Genomic DNA, 15,089 nt, shown 5'->3' with positions numbered 1-15,089 from the left:
GCTTTATCTTAGAGCGACGTTTGGATTGATAAATATAACGAATTGAATCGACCACTTCACCCACGAAAATACATTCTTCATCTAAGGGAATAATATTGGGTTTAAACTCTGGATTGAGCGCCTGTAAATATCTTGAATTATCGGTTTCGATCACCAGTTTTTTAAAGGTTGCATCTTCATGTTTTCTAACCACAATCATGTCACCTGATTGCATATCACTATACTGGACTGTTGGATCAACCAGAATATAATCGCCCTCATGAAATACTGGATAATTACTTAAGCCTTGAACTTTAAGGTAAAAGCATTCATCACAATCATCGGGTAGCGGGAGCCATTCTTCAACTTGAGTCATATCAACAGCTTGTACATTGGTAAAAATACCTGCTTGTACCCATGACAAGACAGGTGCCATCTTGGCCTGAACAGGCGAAATATTAATAGAGTGTTCAGATTGTGTTGGATCTAGTTCAGCCTGACCTTCGCCTGTTTGTAACCAATAAGCATCCACACCTAAAAATTTGGCAATAGAGGGTAGATGAGAGGATGAACTGACCAATCCTGTTTCTAATTGACTTAAAGCGGATTGGGTAATCCCCACAGCAGCAACCACATCTTTTTGAGACTTCTTCGCTCTTTTTCTAGCTTCTTTGAGCCTATCTTTTAGCATTTCAATCGACCTCAAATTCATTGAATTCAGAATATTAGCAAACTAATGTGAAGTCAAATTAGTATTCTTATTGATTTAATATTAGTTTACTAATATTATGGGTGTGTTATCTAAATTTCAATGTTGGAGGTAGAGTATGAATAAGGTAATTAACCCAAACATGCATATCAAACAAAACTTAAATGCTGAAATTGAAGCTTGGCTGGCGAAAGGCAATGCAATCACGACGATTCAAAGTAAATTTCAAGCGCGAAGAGTGGAATACAGCAAAAAACTAAAAGCGATGCGACTGGCAGATGAGCAGAAACAACTAAAAAAACAAAAGCGTATCGAAAATCAGGCAACAGAACAACAAATCACAACGCTCAGCAGCTGGCTTAATGAACATAAGGGACGAGCCAAGGCTTTGGTCGAAGTTCTCGGTTGTGCGCATAGTTATATTTCTCAAATCAAGAGCTTTACCCGACCGTGTAGCAAAGCTCGATTTGAAGAAATTCAGCAGGCTATGCACCGTGTGGAGCAAGGAGAAAAATATCATTAAAGCGCATTTCAAAAGTTAAGTAGGGCTGCGTTATGCAGTAAATAAAGTTATTGGATGCGGTAGCAAGCATGAAAATGATGATTCAAATTGGCAGAAGATCTATCACTTTATGGACAACATAGATCAAGCCAAAAAAATAAATAATGAGATGAGGTGAAAAGATGAATGCAATGGTGACTAAGTTTGAAAAATTTGAGTGGTTAACACACGGTTTAACTGTACGTTCTTCAGGATTTGATCCCTTTGTGCGTGGTACAGGTGAGCGTTTAAACTATCAGGATCGTTTGGGTGCAATCGCTGCAATGGACACCCAGTTGGCGAAGTCTGTAACTGCGTTAATTGTGTTTGAAAATAAAACTGCCAGTGATTATGAATATGTTCGTCAGCATCTGGCTGATATTTTTATTGAACAGGCCGTAAGAGATAAGAAGCGTGAACCAGAACGCATTGCAATGTATCACTTGGCCTGGTTGGTGGCTAGAATGGTTTTAGACTTCGTTTTAGACCCTGATCTGGAAGAAAATTACACTGCGAAAGGACGTATGGCTTATGCAGGAATTCATCGTCATCAGATCAATGTAGAGAGCTATAGAAAAACTTGGAAAGCTTATGAAAATCTGATGGTTAAAACACTTGAAGCTGCAATTGAAGAAGCTGAAATTGTGATTGAACAATATCGTAAAAACACTTACAAAAATATGCATAACTAAGGATTCCATTATTTCGGAAAGCACGCTATAGTTTTACTATACTGGTCGTATTAAAGATTAAATATGACAAAACTGAAAAGCTCATCAACAGATGGGCTTTTTTGTTGCCTAAAGAAAACTCGGTACCGTAATGGAGACCGAGTTTTTTTATATCTAAAACCTGAAAAAGGTTTGAAATTTATAAAGAATTTGAGGTGATTGAAGATGAATAGTATCAACAATACAAATAATATTCCGTATTTAGATCAAAGCGTAACGCATTTTTCTCCTGCCTATATTGTCTCATCTAGCATGAAAATGACGCCAGATGCGATTGGTGTGACCTTGATGGAATCTAACCCGTATCTAGGTTCATTAAATGTTATTGATGATATGCAGGAGCCTGCACTGACTTACGATGATTATCAATTAGTTGAGCCACGGAATATGCTTGCTGTGACGGAGGGCAAGTTTATACCAGATATGACAGCATTCCGTCCTGCAAACATGCACGGGAAGATTGAGCCTCTACAGGCAAATCGTGATTATAAAATTATGATTGGCGAGCAGGCTGAAACCTTGATTCTTTTTAAGAATGATCATGATCATGTCACGCTCAGTATCGAGGGTAAACGAGTTGCGATGTTCAGTAGTATATCGCTGCCGATCACCCTGAATGATTTTAATAAAATCGAGAATCTGGTGATTCGGGTAACAGCAAACACTGTACAGTTATTAAAAATCAATGATAAGACCGTTCATGCACAGGCCTATCACTTAGATAAGGATTTTGATCATGTGTTGCTGGAAGCCACTGAGTTGCCTTATGACCTTTCGAATGTATTTATTCAGTTGGGATGGGCTAATCAACTGACCAATGCGCCATTTTTATCTGTCTATTTTCAGGCATGTCAGGGTAAATTTTCGTTGAGCAACTCAAATGCATCTCATCATGCTTTTATGATTGCCGGACTTGCGCATCAACCTGAAAAAAAGCGGATTGCTGATCAGGTTAAACAGGGATTTGTCATTTACAGTTTGTTTGTAGATGAGAAGTTTATGGTGATATTAGGGGATTATGGCAGCATGGATAATGTCACCTTTATGCAAGATGAGCCTTCTTTAAATCCAGTTGTCACTTTTGAAATTATGGGAAAGCATTCCATGAATGTTTATATTGATGAAAAACTGGTCGGGAGTTGGGTTTCAAGTCATGGATTGGAATTACCAGAATTTTATCAAGTCATTGCACTGGATGGGCTGACTCAACTGGATTTTGATTTAAGAGAAGCATATGCAGCAGTGGGAGAAGAGATCTGTGCTGTAAATACAAACAATGCAAAAACTTATGACTCAGTGCATAAATACAAGGTTTCACCTAAGCGAATGAGAACAGGTCACTATTTACCTTTTTATCATTCGCAGCGTTTACCGCTTTATTCACTGTGATTTAATAAATGAGTCGGCCTCCCACGCGGGAGGTTTTTTATAGATAAAACATTTGATGTGATAGGGAGTGAATAACAAGAGTGATGACTGCAACAAGAATAAGTCGGCTGCTTTATAAAATTATTGTATTTAAATAATGCCCTGTATTTCTCAGGGCTTTTCTTTTTTGGAGGAGGAAAATGGTAGACCTCGTTTCAGCGGGTGCAGATATTGCAGCCGCAATAAAATCCTATGGTGTATTTTTTATTGTCTTGATGGCGCTAACTTTCATGCTTTTGGCCTGGATTGTTGTTGTGATGACACGGTTGCCAAAATCTAGGCGAGAGTGGGTGGTTTCATTAATTTCTACTTCGGTCGGCAGTATTGCAGGCGGTGGTTTTGTGATTCAGCATTTTGATTTGCAAGACTGGAGTAAAAATATGTTTGGCGCATTTGCCCTTGGTGGCTTGTATTTCCTTTGTGGTTTACCTGTGTGGGCACTCATTCGCTGGACTTTTAACTATATCAATGCAAGAGAGGATTCAACGATTCTAGACGTTGCAAGAGAAGTGAAGGACTTTAAAGACAAATTCTAACAACACAATTCAATCAACTACCGCCTCAAGGCGGTTTTTTATTTTTATAAGGAAAAAATCATGACAATAATTCAAAACGGTTTCGATATTTTACGTGAAGCTTTTGGAAAACTTACTCAGCCTCAAGTGGATGGAATTAATTTTCTTGTTTCTGTTTTAGAAGAACATCAGGAGCTGAGTCTGGCACAAGCGGCCTATATTTTGGCAACGGCTTGGCATGAAACTGCGAAAACCATGCAACCTGTCATTGAGTACGGTTCTGAAAAATATCTGAAATCTAAGCAATATTATCCCTACATTGGATATGGCTATGTGCAGCTCACATGGTTGTCCAACTATAAGCGTATGGGCGATTACTTAAAAATTGATTTAGTCAAAAATCCAAAACTTGCTTTACAGGCTGACATCGCGGCACGGGTCATGATCGTTGGCATGAAAAAGGGTATGTTTACAGGTAAAAGACTTTCTGACTATATCAATCAACATAAAAAGGATTATGTAGGTGCACGTTACATTGTCAATGGAACAGATAAAGCTGACCTTATCGCAGGCTATGCTGAAATCTTTGAAAAGGCTTTAGAAGCTTCTGAGGAACTCGTTTGTCATTAAGTGACTGCACCAATGTATTCACTTTAAAATTCTACCATCATCCATGAGCGCTCAGCTTTAACTAAGGCTGAGCGCTAAAGCTATTATGCGGTCGCATTAAATGCTTCTGCATAAACCACATCGCCGAGAGGCATTTTTTCCGTGAAAGAAAGCGTCTGGAAATACTCTGCGGGAACACCTTGTAAAACAAGTTCTGGCTTCGCTTTAAAGCCGAAGCGAGCATAATATTCAGGATCGCCGAGTAGAACACAGCCAGCAGCCTTTAATGTTTTCAGCTTTTCTAAACCCGCATGGATCAGTTGAGAGCCAATCCCTTGATTTTGAAATTCAGGTTGTACAGAAACAGGTCCTAATCCGTACCAGTCAGTTGTACCATCCGAGATAGAAACAGGGGAAAACGCAATATGCCCAATGATTTGGCCTTCATATTCAGCGACTAGCGATACGATCAATTGTTGAGAGTTGCGTAAAGCATTGACAATAAATTGCTCTGTATGACTCGAATATTCTATATCTTTGAAAGCCGCTTGAGTGAGTTTAAAAATATTGGGAATGTCAGATGGTTGTTCATTTCGAATAGATATATTCATTATGATCTCTTGCTGATTTTAGTACCAAATTCTTCAGCTTTGTTTGAGCTGGATTAATTTGGTAATTGCTACAAAATAGCTTAAAGGGAATAGTTAAAAAATCAATAAGCTGCTACAGCTATAAGGTTTCAGAAAGTGTTTTATTTTTTAGAATGTTTTTCTTTGAGATGTAAATAAGCGGGGATCGATTTCTTGGCCTGTCGACGTAGCATCATTTTAATGTAAAGTACAATCGCGAAGCAGGCGGTCGCAACCGTCAGCATCAGACCATTCATATAACTCATGATTGAGCTAACATAACCTATCGTGGCTAAGCGGCGTTGCATTCGTTCAACCTGAGTACTGGATTCAACACCGGTAATCGCCCAGGTACATAAGTGTTCACAGTTATTGATGATTAAATGATAGTGATTTTCATGCATGCGTGAGCGCATACGCCGTACCACTGCTTTAGCTTTATAGCGCGGAGACGGGTAATGTCGCGTATAGATTGGTTTGCCACGTGCGAAACGCTGGATTGAAGTCATTTCGATCGGATGCTTTTTAAAAATATGAGCAAAACCAGAATAATGAATGACCCGACCGCGACCCGCATAGATCCCGTGATGGCTATAACCAAAGTGTTTGACGATCAGATGGGCGCCAAGGGAGAAATGTTGATGTTTGTGCTGCATGTTGATACAAGATTATTGTATTTACTTCCTTATTTTACTCAAAAACAGTGAACCAATCGAGTCTATTTCTCAGCCCAACCCAAGGAATATGTGTCTGGATTGTATCTGCTGTTTTCTCCCTATAAAAAGTTATGGGAAAATTGAGTAAGGAATTTGCTTTAAGAAATATGAATGATGAAAAAATGGTGCTTAGCAGTCTGTACTTTTGCTTTTATGCCAATGGCTTATGCGATGCAACATCAAACAATCACCGTTGATAAGGTGAACTATGATGTGATTCAAGTTGAGCATTTAAACCAGCTAAAATTATTTTTAAAAAATCCCAATACGGGACGTTATTATCAGAAGTTCTCTAATATCCAGAAAGCACTGCCAGCTTGTAAGCAATTAAGTTTTGCCATGAATGCAGGCATGTATCATGCCAATTTTCAGCCCGTGGGTTTATATATCGAGCAAGGTAAGGAAACGACAAAATTAAATCAGGCTAAAGGTTTTGGTAATTTCTTTATGCAGCCGAATGGTGTGGTCGCGTGGAATGAGCAGCGTGCAATAATCAACACAACGGCTGATTATAAGGAGAGTGGTTTTAATGCTAAATTTGCAACACAATCCGGGCCGATGCTGCTCTATAAGGGCAAGATCAATCGCCAGTTCATTCCTGATTCAAATTCTTTAAAGATCAGAAATGGTGTCGGGGTTAAAGATAATCAGCTTTACTTTGTGATTTCACAGCAGCGGGTAAGTTTTTATCAATTTGCCCAATTCTTTAAGCAACAACTAAAAGTAGATAATGCACTATATCTGGATGGTTCAATTTCAAGTTTATATGTAGCGCAAAATAAACGTCACGATAAAGCCTTTAATTTAGGTCCAATCGTTGCGGAAGTGGTGGATAAAGCGGGATGTCAGTGAGACTCGAGCCTAACCTCCTGATGTAAAGAGGTTAGGCCAAGTTTATTTCTTATTGGATCGGAGGTTTGATCAGCGCAAGTAATTCTTTGCGGCTGTAGCCTCGAGAAATCAGTACTTTCTTAATGCCTTTAATGACATCTTCATCTGTTGCTTTGACTAAAGCATCGAGTAGCTGTTCATTGGTTTTGCAAGAACAATCGTTTTCAACGCAAGAAGTCTGATTCTTGTGTTCGTTATATTGTTCGTCTGCATTGAACAATTTTTGCCAAAAACTCATAGAGCCTTCATTTACAACCTAACATAGCTCGAAATATAGCCACTTTAAAATAAAATACAAGTCAGCTTAAGTGATAAAAGCAGCAGTTGAACCTCAATTTTTTCGATAACTCTTCTCATCTCAAACGAAATTATGACGGTATGATGACTTGACCTTTGAAAATTATCACTTTTTTATCAATATACTTTGAGCAAAAATAAAGGGTTATTGAAACCCTTTATTAATTATTGTTACGTTGAAATAATTTGTTTAAATCTTTTCAAGTAAAACGCCTGACTCAACATGATGAGTAAAAGGGAACTGATCGAACATTGCGAACTTCACAATTCGATGGGTTTGGGTCAGTGTGTTGAGGTTGTCATGTAAGGTATCTGGATTACATGAGATATAGAGAATACGCTCGAATCCTTGTAGAAGTTTCAGCGTTTCATCATCAATTCCTGCTCGTGGCGGATCGACGAAAACCGTGTCAAAGTCATAGCTTTGAATGTCGATATTGGCTTCTTGCAAGCGTCTAAATTTACGTTCGCCCTGATAAGCCTGAGTAAATTCTTCCGCCGATAAACGTGCAACCTGAATATTTTCAATCTGGTTCTGCTCAATATTCCATTGCGCTGCATAGACCGAAGATTTTGCCAGCTCAGTGGCAAGGACACGTTTAAACTTCAAAGACAATGGCAGGGTAAAGTTGCCGTTACCACAATACAATTCTAAAAGATCTTTTTGAGATCCTTGTGCGGCATCACAAGCCCACTCCAACATATGCTGGCACACTTGCGCATTGGGTTGGGTAAAACTACTTTCAATTTGTTTATATTTAAAAGTACGGCCATGAACATTCAACTGTTCAACCACATAGTCTTCGCCAATAATAACTTTTTGACCACGGCTACGGCCCATAATTTTAATATTCAGCTTTTCAGCTAACGCTTTAGCCGCTGTTTCCCATTCTTCATCCAGTTTACGATGATAAATCAGCGTAACCAGCATTTCTCCGCTTAATGTAGCAAGAAAGTCCGCTTCAAAAATACGTTGCGATAAAACAGGGACTGCTTTTAATTCTTTTAACAGACGAGGCATCAAGTCATTAATACTTTGATCCGCGATAGGAAACTCATCCACACGAACAACGTCTTTTTGCTTACCATCTTCAGCACGTTCAAACATGGCATAGAACATATCGTCTTCTGTATGCCAGATACGAAATTCGGCACGCATACGGAAATGTTGTTCTGGTGATTGAAACACTTCTAAAGCTGGTGGATTGAACGGAGCAAACTGTGCGGTGATTCGTTCAACTTTCTCTTGAAGTTGCTGCTGGTAAGATACGGTCATAAACAAGAAAACTATAGGTGAAATCTAAACAGGAATGGTATCAAAAAAAGTGCTACAAGGTGCAGGGAAATTATCAAATTTGCTTATTTGTAAGATGGTTTCTGATTCAGAACATTTTCAATAAATATCGATTTAAGCTCACGATATTGTTGTGGTGAGAAACCTGAACATCTTTGTTTGAGCTGATTGTATTGCTGGACTAAGTCTGGATGATGTCGCAATTGATCTCGGAAGGTGAGAAAGTTTTTAAATTCTGAGCCAGTCACAACGATTTGCAATGCGATATCATGTTCTGAGGATTCAAGCATACACAGCTCATGTGTGCGTAAAGTATCAAGTTTCTCCTTAAAATCAAGTTGTTTAAGCTGTTCAATGGTCTGCAAAAAATCTTTTGCTGATACTTCGATATAAATATCTAAATCACCTTTTGAAATCGCATTGGGAATAGCGGAGGAACCGATATGTTCAATCACGGCAAAAGGGATAAGCTGCTCGATCTTGTTTTTATAATCTTTGAAAAGCCGAGCGCAATTCGGCTGATGTTCTGTGGACAAAAAGAACTGCATTAAAAGCGTCTCATTTTATTCTTGATGTTATGTACTTCAAAATAATAAAAAACCCGAACCATGTAAACATGATTCGGGTCATTGAGAGATTTAGTATCTCTCGGAAAGGAGAATATTAGTCTTCAGATAAGGTCATCAAGCTTGCGTTACCGCCAGCTGCTGCTGTGTTCACGCTGATTGCGCGTTCAATCACAAGACGTTCTAACGGAATTTGCTCATTGGCTTGAAGCTGAGTAATGCCAACAATTGCGCCTGAACGGGCAGCAACTTTAGTTTGCAAATCTTGTAACTGTTCAACAGAACCATGATGAAGTACGGCATCAAAGGCATCTTTTTCAACACTTGAGATGACAGTGATCGCATCTAAAACATCTTTCGGTAAAGACGCTTTGTGTTTCACCAAGAATGCATTGTCTTTCAACACAGCCGCTGTACTGCTCACTGCGAAAATCGCAAGCAATTGTTGAAGCTGACTTGCATCGTCATTGGCAATTGAAAGCACACGATGACGAGGCAGGATAATGTACTGGTTACTTTCGCCAGTCGGACCTTGCAACTCGTAGAATTTACCTACACCAAATGCTGGAATTGTAGGTACTGCTTGAGCCATGTGTTGTTTCGCCCAAGCCATCAAGCTTTGGTAAGCAACATTTGATACCGCATCAAAGTTAGAGATTTCAGCTTTCACCGCAAATGGAGTCGCCAATACTTTCTCTGAACAATGTTCCATCAAGCGGTACATATAAAGTGGACCACCAGCTTTCGGACCAGTACCAGACAAGCCTTCACCACCAAATGGTTGTACGCCTACCACTGCACCAACGATATTACGGTTAATATATAAGTTGCCCACTTCCGCACGTTGAATCACCGTATTAATGGTTTCATCGATACGGGTATGTAAACCCATCGTCAAGCCGTAACCTTTTGCATTGATACGATCGATCAACTGCTCAAGCTCACCGTATTTATACGTGATGATGTGGAGTACAGGACCAAATACTTCACGCTCAAGGTCATCAAGGTTTGGTAATTCGATCGCGGTTGGCGGAACAAAAGTACCTTGTGCAAGTGTCTGTTGGCTTGCAGCATCGTTAAACATCAATTGATGAACAGGATAACCCTTAGATTTCATCTTTTGAATGTGCGTATCGATGGTTTGTTTTGCTTCGGTATCGATGACTGGACCAATGTCAGTTTTTAAGATCGCTGGGTTACCTACGATCAACTGTTGCATTGCACCTTTCAGCATTTTGATAACGGTTGCAGCGCTGTCTTCTTGTACACATAAGATACGAAGTGCAGAACAACGTTGACCAGCACTGTCGAATGCAGAACTAACAACATCGAGAACCACTTGTTCAGTGAGTGCAGAAGAATCGACGATCATCGCATTCTGACCACCTGTTTCCGCGATTAACGGAATTGGTTGACCATTTGGAGATAAACGTTTTGCGACAGTCTTTTGCAAGATTTTGGCAACTTCAGTCGAACCCGTAAACATGATGCCTTGGATGCGGTCATCTTGGCTCAATTGAGCACCTACAGTTTCACCGCGACCAGGAAGAAGTTGAACAACGCCGTGTGGCACGCCAGCTTCCCAAAGCATTTGTACGGCTTGTGCTGCAATCAATGGCGTTTGTTCAGCTGGTTTTGCAATAACACAGTTACCGCTCACCAATGCCGCTGCAATCTGACCAGAGAAAATCGCAAGAGGGAAGTTCCATGGGCTAATACACAATACAGTACCTAATGGCTTCACTTGTGCATTGGCTGGCAGGTTTTCAATTTGAGTTGCGTAGTAACGTAAAAAATCTACTGCTTCACGAACTTCTGCAATCGCATTGGCATAGGTTTTACCACTTTCGCGGCAAAGTAAAACCATAAGCTCCTGAATACGAGCTTCCATTAAGTCAGCCGCACGCTTTAAGCAAGCAGCACGTTCAACTTTATCGGTTGCAGCCCAGCTTTGTTCAGCTTGTACTGCAGCTTCTAATGCCAGTTGTACATCAGCGCTGGTTGCTTCGTTAACATAACCCACAACTTCGCTGTTTTGTGCAGGGTTTGTAATTGCAAGTGCATTACTTTGATCATGAATAGTTGATTCAAAACCAAGTAATGGTGCACTTTTCCAAATCTGGCTACGTAGCTTTTGTGCAGTCGCGTCCAAATCTGCTAATGGTTGATCGTTATTGAGATCAAAACCACTTGAGTTTGGACGTAATGGATAAAGATCATGCGGAAGTGGAATTGCAGGATGTTTTAAACCAAGCTGGCCTTCATCTTTCGCTGAAGTCTGGATGTCTTTGATTGGAGACTGAATGAGATCTTCAACTTTTAAAGTCTTATCTGCAATACGGTTTACGAATGAGGTGTTGGCACCATTTTCAAGTAAACGACGAACCAAGTAAGCCAATAATGTTTCATGGTTACCTACAGGTGCGTAAACACGACATGGAACACCAAGCTTATTGTCTTCTTTAGAACCGACCACTTGCTCGTACAATGGCTCACCCATACCGTGCAAGCATTGGAACTCGTATTGACCTGGGTAATATTTGCTTGGATCTGCCAGATTGTAGATCGTTGCAAGTGATTGCGCATTGTGTGTCGCAAACTGTGGATACACTTGTTCCGGTGCAGCAAGTAATTTTTTCGCACAGGCAATGTAAGACAAGTCAGTGTGAACTTTACGGGTAAACACAGGGTAGTCGGTCATACCATCAATTTGCGCTTTCTTGATTTCGCTGTCCCAATACGCACCTTTCACCAAACGGATCATCAGGCGTTTGTTACTGCGTTTTGCAAGATCAACGATATAATCAACAACGTAGAAACAACGTTTTTGGTAAGCCTGAATAACGAAACCAATGCCTTTCCAATCCGCAAGTTTTGGTTCGAAACATAGGCGTTCAAGCAATTCGAGTGAAATTTCTAGACGTTCAGATTCTTCAGCATCGATGTTTAAACCGATATCGTATTGTTTTGCCAAGCACGCGAGTTCAAAAACCTTGTTGTAAAGCTCATGATGAACACGGTCGATTTGCGCACGTTGATAACGTGGGTGCAATGCAGAAAGCTTGATTGAGATACCCGGGCCGTCATAGACACCACGACCATTCGATGCTTTACCAATGGCATGGATTGCTTGAGTATAGTCGTTGTAATAACGCTCAGCATCATGTTCAGTTAGGGCAGCTTCACCCAACATGTCGTATGAGTAGCGGAAACCTTTGTGCTCAAATGGTTTAGCATGTTCAAGTGCTTCACCAATGGTTTCACCAGTCACGAATTGCTCGCCCATCATACGCATTGCAACGTCAACGGCTTTACGGATAATACCGCGACCACTGCGTGCCAATAGGCCAGTTAAAACACTCGATAAACTGGTTTGCTTTGGTGTTTCCATTAACTTACCAGTTAACATTAAACCCCAAGCAGCGGCATTGACGAACATCAGGTTACTTTGACCAACGTGTTCTTTCCAGTTGCCTTGGTTGATTTTGTCGCGAATCAATAAATCACGTGTTGCTGTATCTGGAATACGAAGCAATGCTTCTGCCAAACACATGAGTGCGACACCTTCTTGTGAAGAAAGTGAGAATTCTTGAAGTAAACCTTGAACGATACCAGCTTTACCCGCTGAACTTTTACGCTCACGTAAGTTGTGCGCTAAGCTAAATGCAAGCTCATAAATTTTATGGTCAAGTTCAGGAGAGATGTTGGCTGCTTCAGCAAGTACAGCGACTGCTTCAGGCTCTGCACGGCGCCATGCCGTATTGATGCGTTGCTCAAACTCACTTTTTTCTTTAAATTCGGTAATATAACCGTCTGCGTGAGCTGTATCCATTTGTGCGGGAGTATCCAATGTATTCATGCTAAATTCCAATAACAATCTCTAAAATATATTGAGCAGAGAGGTTTAGATAATTTATCATTACAGAATAAATCCCGAGTAACTCACTATAATTTGCTTATTTTTTAGAGGAAAATTCAGTTGAATGGCCCTATTTATACCTTAGATCGAACCGATCTGAAAATTCTGGATATTCTTCAAGCAGATGGAAGAATTTCTAACAGTAAATTAGCAGAACTCGTGAACCTTTCACCGACTGCGGTGATGGCGCGCGTGCAGAAGTTGACGAAGGATGAGTTTATCTTGGGCTATGAGGCAAAACTCAATCCGAATAAGCTCAATGCCAATTTTCTGGTCTTTGTGGAAGTGCTACTCGATAAGACCACACCGCATGTGCTGGATGATTTTATTGACGCAGTCACGCAATATCCAGAAATTGTGGAATGTCATATGGTCAGTGGTGGTTTTGATTTTCTGATTAAACTGCGTAGTGCGGGTATGGAGGAGTTTCGTCGTATTGCAGGGCAGATTCTATGGCAATTGCCTGGGGTGAAGGAAACACGTAGTTATCCTGTAATGCAGGTGGTGAAAGATAGCTCGAAAATAAAAATTAAATCGCGTACAAAATTTTAAATAAAAAAAGGGGCCCGAAAGCCCCTTAAATTTTTCAGCAAAATTATTTCATTTCGCGTGCATAGATTTCATCAGCTTGTTCGAAGCGACTTGTTACAGCAGCATTTGGTGCTTTACCTAGTAAGCTCACCACCACGATGCTGATCAAGGCGAAAACGAAGCCTGGAATAATTTCATAGATACCAGTGTAGCCAAAGAAGTTTTTCCAAAGGATGACCGTCAAAGCACCCACAACCATACCTGCCAATGCGCCGTTCAAGGTCATGCGTTTCCAGAACAAAGAGAGCAGAATCAATGGACCGAATGCGGCACCAAAACCAGCCCAAGCATAAGCAACCAAGCCAAGAACCTTACTTTCAGGGTTTTGGGCTAGGAAAAGCGCAAGCATCGCCACTGCAATAACCATCGCACGACCAATCCAAACCAACTCTTTCTGAGATGCGTTTTTACGGATAAAGCCTTTGTACAAATCTTCGGTTAGCGCACTTGAACATACCAGTAACTGACAGCTCAATGTACTCATAATTGCAGATAAAATCGCAGCAAGGATCACACCCACAACCCAAGGGTTGAATAAAATTTTAGTGAGTTCCATGAACACAGTTTCAGGGTTAGCTGTTACTGCTGCTGCAAATTCAGGATGCATCTGGAAGTATGCAATACCGATAAAGCCTGAACCGACTGCACCCGCTAAGCAAAGAATCATCCAAGTCATACCAATACGGCGAGCCGCTGGAATTGATTTCACAGAATCAGCAGCCATAAAGCGTACAAGAATGTGTGGTTGACCAAAATAGCCTAGACCCCAAGCCGCAGCAGAAAGAATCGCAACAACACTCAAGTTGGTCGCAAAGTCAAATGCATGTGGGCGAACACTTTCGATAACGGCAGTAAACTCTTCCATGCCAATGCCTAAAGACATGTAGGTCACGATTGGAAGGAGTAATAATGCGAAAATCATTAAGCCTGCTTGGAAGGTATCTGTCCAGCTGATCGCAAGGAAGCCACCGATACAAACATAACCGATTGTTGCGAATGCACCGAGCCATAATGCTGTGCTATACGGCAATTGGAACAATGTTTCAAACAAACGTGCGCCAGCGACCATGCCAGAAGCACAATAAATCGCAAAGAATACAAGAATAATCAATGCAGATGTGACGCGTAGGATTTTCTTCTGGTCATCGAAGCGACCAGTAAAATAATCCGGTAAGGTGAGGGCATTATTTTGCACTTCGGTGTGTACACGTAAACGGCCTGCAACCAGATACCAGTTTAACCATGCACCAATAATCAAACCGATGGCAATCCACGATTCTGATAATCCAGTTAAGTAAATGGCCCCTGGTAAACCCATGAGTAACCAGCCACTCATATCTGATGCGCCTGCGGATAAAGCAGTAACAAAACTGCCTAGACTTCGGCCTCCAAGAATATAATCATCAAGATTTTTGGTAGAAAAATAGGCGTATAAACCGATGCCAAGCATGGCCAGAATATAGACCACGAATACAACAACTGTGGGATTCGAAAAATTCATAATGGATGCCTGTCCTTACATATCCATAATTTGCAATCACACCTGAATAGTAAAAAATGAATGACTATTCTTGGGATTGATAAGGTCACAGATTCAAGCATGAATGATTTTTGAAACACTGTTATTTTTATGTATTGTGTTTGTATTGTTTGTGTAAAAATAAATAAGTGTAT

General features: G+C 40.5%; 15 protein-coding genes. 7 read left to right on the top strand and 8 right to left on the bottom strand.

The genetic code is table 11. The annotated features are described in order from the left end of the window. A partial coding sequence (locus A9Z07_RS05375; RefSeq protein ID WP_069577554.1) for a LexA family protein occupies window positions 1-670 on the bottom strand: 670 nt, incomplete at its 3' end. A 136-nt stretch (window positions 671-806) separates the two neighbouring features. Here A9Z07_RS05375 and A9Z07_RS05370 point away from each other — a divergent pair. The 5 genes from A9Z07_RS05370 (at window position 807) to A9Z07_RS05350 (ending at window position 4,533) form a co-directional block, all read left to right on the top strand. Continuing rightward, window positions 807-1,211 carry a hypothetical protein gene (locus A9Z07_RS05370; RefSeq protein ID WP_069577548.1) on the top strand — a complete coding sequence of 135 codons (405 nt, stop codon included), beginning with the start codon at window positions 807-809 and terminating at the stop codon, window positions 1,209-1,211. A gap of 161 nt (window positions 1,212-1,372) precedes the next feature. Then, window positions 1,373-1,921 carry a hypothetical protein gene (locus A9Z07_RS05365; protein ID WP_069577543.1) on the top strand — a complete coding sequence of 183 codons (549 nt, stop codon included), beginning with the start codon at window positions 1,373-1,375 and terminating at the stop codon, window positions 1,919-1,921. A 204-nt stretch (window positions 1,922-2,125) separates the two neighbouring features. Further along, entirely contained in the window at window positions 2,126-3,349 is a 1,224-nt protein-coding gene (locus tag A9Z07_RS05360) for a hypothetical protein (protein ID WP_069577539.1), read from the top strand. 179 nt (window positions 3,350-3,528) lie between these two features. Beyond that, a complete protein-coding gene (locus A9Z07_RS05355; protein WP_062846964.1) occupies window positions 3,529-3,924 on the top strand; it encodes a hypothetical protein in 396 nt (131 codons plus the stop codon). Between the two features lie 60 nt (window positions 3,925-3,984). Further along, window positions 3,985-4,533, top strand: a complete 549-nt coding sequence (locus A9Z07_RS05350; RefSeq protein ID WP_069577535.1) for a hypothetical protein — start codon at window positions 3,985-3,987, stop codon at window positions 4,531-4,533. Window positions 4,534-4,616: 83 nt separating this feature from the next. Here A9Z07_RS05350 and A9Z07_RS05345 read toward each other — a convergent pair whose 3' ends face one another. Beyond that, on the bottom strand, window positions 4,617-5,123 hold the full coding sequence (locus tag A9Z07_RS05345) for a GNAT family N-acetyltransferase (protein WP_069577530.1): 507 nt from the start codon (window positions 5,121-5,123) through the stop codon (window positions 4,617-4,619). A 140-nt stretch (window positions 5,124-5,263) separates the two neighbouring features. Further along, entirely contained in the window at window positions 5,264-5,797 is a 534-nt protein-coding gene (locus A9Z07_RS05340; RefSeq protein WP_005257156.1) for a lecithin retinol acyltransferase family protein, read from the bottom strand. Between the two features lie 171 nt (window positions 5,798-5,968). Between A9Z07_RS05340 and A9Z07_RS05335 the strand changes: the two genes are divergently transcribed. Beyond that, the gene (locus tag A9Z07_RS05335; RefSeq protein WP_062846967.1) at window positions 5,969-6,709 is read left to right on the top strand and encodes a phosphodiester glycosidase family protein; all 741 of its coding nucleotides are present in this window, start codon (window positions 5,969-5,971) and stop codon (window positions 6,707-6,709) included. Between the two features lie 49 nt (window positions 6,710-6,758). Here the strand turns inward: A9Z07_RS05335 and A9Z07_RS05330 are convergent, their stop codons facing one another. The 4 genes from A9Z07_RS05330 to putA all read right to left on the bottom strand — a co-directional run bounded on the left by A9Z07_RS05330 (window position 6,759) and on the right by putA (window position 12,764). Continuing rightward, a complete protein-coding gene (locus A9Z07_RS05330; protein WP_004771827.1) occupies window positions 6,759-6,986 on the bottom strand; it encodes a hypothetical protein in 228 nt (75 codons plus the stop codon). A 249-nt stretch (window positions 6,987-7,235) separates the two neighbouring features. Continuing rightward, window positions 7,236-8,321, bottom strand: coding sequence for a tRNA (uridine(54)-C5)-methyltransferase TrmA (gene trmA, locus A9Z07_RS05325; RefSeq protein ID WP_062846968.1), 1,086 nt, complete (start codon window positions 8,319-8,321; stop codon window positions 7,236-7,238). A gap of 83 nt (window positions 8,322-8,404) precedes the next feature. Next, complete coding sequence (locus A9Z07_RS05320) at window positions 8,405-8,887, bottom strand: GrpB family protein (RefSeq protein ID WP_069577527.1); 483 nt, start codon at window positions 8,885-8,887, stop codon at window positions 8,405-8,407. Window positions 8,888-9,002: 115 nt separating this feature from the next. Further along, on the bottom strand, window positions 9,003-12,764 hold the full coding sequence (gene putA / locus A9Z07_RS05315) for a trifunctional transcriptional regulator/proline dehydrogenase/L-glutamate gamma-semialdehyde dehydrogenase (RefSeq protein ID WP_069577524.1): 3,762 nt from the start codon (window positions 12,762-12,764) through the stop codon (window positions 9,003-9,005). A gap of 120 nt (window positions 12,765-12,884) precedes the next feature. Here putA and A9Z07_RS05310 point away from each other — a divergent pair, with 120 nt between their 5' ends. Beyond that, complete coding sequence (locus A9Z07_RS05310) at window positions 12,885-13,376, top strand: Lrp/AsnC ligand binding domain-containing protein (RefSeq protein ID WP_004771832.1); 492 nt, start codon at window positions 12,885-12,887, stop codon at window positions 13,374-13,376. A 43-nt stretch (window positions 13,377-13,419) separates the two neighbouring features. Here the strand turns inward: A9Z07_RS05310 and putP are convergent, their stop codons facing one another. Continuing rightward, window positions 13,420-14,916 carry a sodium/proline symporter PutP gene (gene putP, locus A9Z07_RS05305; protein ID WP_062846971.1) on the bottom strand — a complete coding sequence of 499 codons (1,497 nt, stop codon included), beginning with the start codon at window positions 14,914-14,916 and terminating at the stop codon, window positions 13,420-13,422. Window positions 14,917-15,089: the final 173 nt, after the last annotated feature.

Origin of the sequence: Acinetobacter sp. YK3 (genome assembly GCF_001729365.1) — a bacterium.
Lineage (GTDB): Bacteria > Pseudomonadota > Gammaproteobacteria > Pseudomonadales > Moraxellaceae > Acinetobacter > Acinetobacter vivianii.
This window is presented reverse-complemented; position numbering and strand designations above follow the sequence as displayed.

Bases quoted from the DNA above. Each gene is read 5' to 3' on its own strand.
- putA (WP_069577524.1), bottom strand. From the start codon at position 12,764: ATGAATACATTGGATACTCCCGCACAAATGGATACAGCTCACGCAGAC.
- A9Z07_RS05330 (WP_004771827.1), bottom strand. From the start codon at position 6,986: ATGAGTTTTTGGCAAAAATTGTTCAATGCAGACGAACAATATAACGAA.
- A9Z07_RS05350 (WP_069577535.1), top strand. From the start codon at position 3,985: ATGACAATAATTCAAAACGGTTTCGATATTTTACGTGAAGCTTTTGGA.
- A9Z07_RS05320 (WP_069577527.1), bottom strand. From the start codon at position 8,887: ATGCAGTTCTTTTTGTCCACAGAACATCAGCCGAATTGCGCTCGGCTT.
- A9Z07_RS05370 (WP_069577548.1), top strand. From the start codon at position 807: ATGAATAAGGTAATTAACCCAAACATGCATATCAAACAAAACTTAAAT.
- trmA (WP_062846968.1), bottom strand. From the start codon at position 8,321: ATGACCGTATCTTACCAGCAGCAACTTCAAGAGAAAGTTGAACGAATC.
- A9Z07_RS05340 (WP_005257156.1), bottom strand. From the start codon at position 5,797: ATGCAGCACAAACATCAACATTTCTCCCTTGGCGCCCATCTGATCGTC.
- A9Z07_RS05335 (WP_062846967.1), top strand. From the start codon at position 5,969: ATGATGAAAAAATGGTGCTTAGCAGTCTGTACTTTTGCTTTTATGCCA.
- A9Z07_RS05365 (WP_069577543.1), top strand. From the start codon at position 1,373: ATGAATGCAATGGTGACTAAGTTTGAAAAATTTGAGTGGTTAACACAC.
- A9Z07_RS05355 (WP_062846964.1), top strand. From the start codon at position 3,529: ATGGTAGACCTCGTTTCAGCGGGTGCAGATATTGCAGCCGCAATAAAA.
- A9Z07_RS05345 (WP_069577530.1), bottom strand. From the start codon at position 5,123: ATGAATATATCTATTCGAAATGAACAACCATCTGACATTCCCAATATT.
- putP (WP_062846971.1), bottom strand. From the start codon at position 14,916: ATGAATTTTTCGAATCCCACAGTTGTTGTATTCGTGGTCTATATTCTG.
- A9Z07_RS05360 (WP_069577539.1), top strand. From the start codon at position 2,126: ATGAATAGTATCAACAATACAAATAATATTCCGTATTTAGATCAAAGC.